The organism is Streptomyces sp. NPDC092296 (genome assembly GCF_044755465.1).
Taxonomy (GTDB): Bacteria; Actinomycetota; Actinomycetes; order Streptomycetales; family Streptomycetaceae; genus Peterkaempfera.
The window spans coordinates 1-2600 of record NZ_JBIVRB010000032.1 but is presented as its reverse complement, the minus strand read 5'-3'; the positions used below and the strand labels follow the sequence as shown (position 1 = coordinate 2600).

Here is a 2600-nt window from a genome sequence, read left to right as displayed (position 1 = left end):
GGTGGCGACGGCGGGGCGGGGGCGGTCGGTGGGCAGTTCGAGGACTTCGGGCAGGTCGGCCAGGGTGTGGCGCCAGTGGGCGAGCTGGCGGGAGATGACGCTGTCGGGGTCGTCTTCGGAGCCGAGGACCTGGCGTTGCCACAGGGCGTAGTCGGCGTACTGGACCGGCAGTTCGGGCAGGCCCTGGCCGAGGTAGGCGGCCTGGAGGTCCTGCATCAGGGGTGCGAGTGACCAGCCGTCGCCGGCGATGTGGTGCAGCACCACCAGCAGCACATGCTCATCCGGGGCGGTGGTGAAGAGTGTGGCGCGCAGGGGGAGTTCGCGTGCGAGGTCGAAGCGGTGTCCGGCGGTGTCGGCCAGTACGTCGGGGAGTCGGTCTTCCTCGGTCTGCCGGATGTCCAGTGGGAGTTCGGCGGTGGGGAGGATCTGCTGGCGGGGTTGGCCGTCGGTTTCGGGGAAGACGGTCCGCAGGCTCTCATGACGGGCGACGACGCTGTTCAGCGCGCGCCGGAGGGCGGGGATGTCCAGTGCGCCGCTGAGCCGGACGGCGATGGGGATGTTGTAGATGCCGCCCTGGGTGTCCAGCCCGTCCAGCAGCCAGAGCCGCTGCTGGGCGAAGGACAGCGGGACGGGGTCGGGCCGCTCGACCGCCCGCAGCGCGTCCCGCCCCCGGTCGGCGCCGCTGAGCGTCCGGGCCAGCCCGGCCACCGTCGGGTGCTCGAACACCGCCCGGATCGGCAGCTCCACGTCCAACGTGGCACGCACCCGGCTCACCAGCCGCGTCGCCAGCAGCGAGTGCCCGCCCAGCTCGAAGAAGCTGTCGTCCACCCCGACCCGCGCCACCCCCAGCACCTCGGCGAAGAGCCGGCACAGCAGCTCCTCCCACGGCGAACGCGGACCACGCCCCGACCCGACCACCCGCTCCGGCGCCGGCAGCGCATTGCGGTCCAGCTTCCCGTTCGCCGTCAACGGCAGCACATCCAACGCCACGAACGCACCCGGAACCATGTAATCGGGCACCCGCGCGGCCAAGCACTCCCGCAGCTCGTCCTCCGAAGCCGCACCCACCGTGTAGGCCACCAGCTCCTGGTCACCGGGCCGGTCCTCGCGGACCACGACGGCGACCTGGGTCACCTCGCAGTGGCGGGCGAGCACCGACTCGATCTCGCCCAGCTCGATCCGATGGCCCCGGATCTTGACCTGGTCGTCCACCCGGCCGGCGAACTCCAAGGTGCCGTCGGACCGCCAGCGGACCATGTCCCCGGTCTGGTACATCCGCGTACCGGGCTCGCCGAACGGGTTGGCCACGAACCGCTGTGCGGTCAGGTCGGGCCGCGCGGTGTAGCCACGGGCGAGGCAGCTGCCGGCGATGTACAGCTCGCCCACCACGCCGGGCGCCACCGGGCGCAGCGCGGGGTCGAGCACATAGAGCTGGGTGTTCCACATCGGCCGGCCCAGCGAGAGGACCTCGCCGGGGATCTCGTCGTCCGGCTCCACGGCGAGGGAGGTGCAGCCGACCGTGGTCTCGGTCGGCCCGTACTCGTTGAGCACCCGGACGCCGGGGTGCTCCCGGCGCCAGCTGTCGAGGTGCGAGCCGGGCAGCGGTTCACCGCCGAGGACGAGTTCGGCGGTGGGGGAGTAGTCGGCGGGCAGTGCCTGGAGCAGGGCGAGGTGGCTGGGGGTGCCCTTGAGGAAGGCGACTCCGCCGGCCGGCGCCGGGGCCAGCGGGTCGGGCCCGCCGTCCATGAAGCGGGTCAGATGGACGCTGCCGCCGGCGATCAGCGGCGCATACAGGCCGGTGACCGTGAGGTCGAAGGAGACCGGCGAGTGCAGCAGGGTGCTCCGCCGCGCGGCCGGGTAGATCTCGCCGGCCCACAGCAGGTAGTTGACCACGGCCTGGTGCTCGACCAGCACGCCCTTGGGGCGGCCGGTGGACCCGGAGGTGTAGATGACGTACGCGGGGTGGCCGGGCAGCAGCGGGCCGGTGCGCTCGGCATCGGTGAGCGGCGCATCGTCGAGCCCGTCGAGCTCCTCGGTGAAGGCGGGGTCATCGAGCCGGACGGCCCCGGGGCCGTCGGCCGGGAGCGAGGCGGAGGTCTCCGCGGTGGTGAGCACGCAGACCGGCGAGGTCTCCTCGAACATGCCGGCCAGGCGCTCGGCCGGGTGGCTCGGGTCGAGCGGGAGGTAGCCGGCGCCGGTCTTGAGGACGGCGAGCAGCGCGACGATCAGCTCCGGCCGCTGCGGCAGCGCGAGCGCGACCATGCGCTCGGGACCGGCGCCTCGGGCGATCAGTGCACGGGCCAGCCGGTTGGCCCGCGTGTGCAGCTCGCGGTAGCTCACCCGGGTGTCGCCGTGCCCCACGGCGACCGCGTCCGGGTGCGCGGCCGCGGCCTGCTCCAGGAGGGCGGTGAGCGTGGTGGTCGGGACCGGGTGGGCGGTCTCGTTCCACTCGGTGATCACTCGGCGGCGCTCGGCCGGTGAGAGCAGGTCGAGTTCGGCGATCGGCTGCTCGGGGTTGTGTGCGGCGGCGGTCAGGATGCGGTGCAGCCAGTCGGCGAGGCGGTGGGCGGTGTCGCGGTCGATGACGTCGGGGCGGTAGT

The 2600-nt window shown here is 73.2% G+C and carries 1 protein-coding gene; it reads right to left on the bottom strand.

Annotated elements, in window-relative coordinates; genetic code table 11:
* Window positions 1–2600 (bottom strand): amino acid adenylation domain-containing protein (locus ACIQGZ_RS29535; protein ID WP_402607808.1); only part of this gene is annotated, 2600 nt, incomplete at both ends.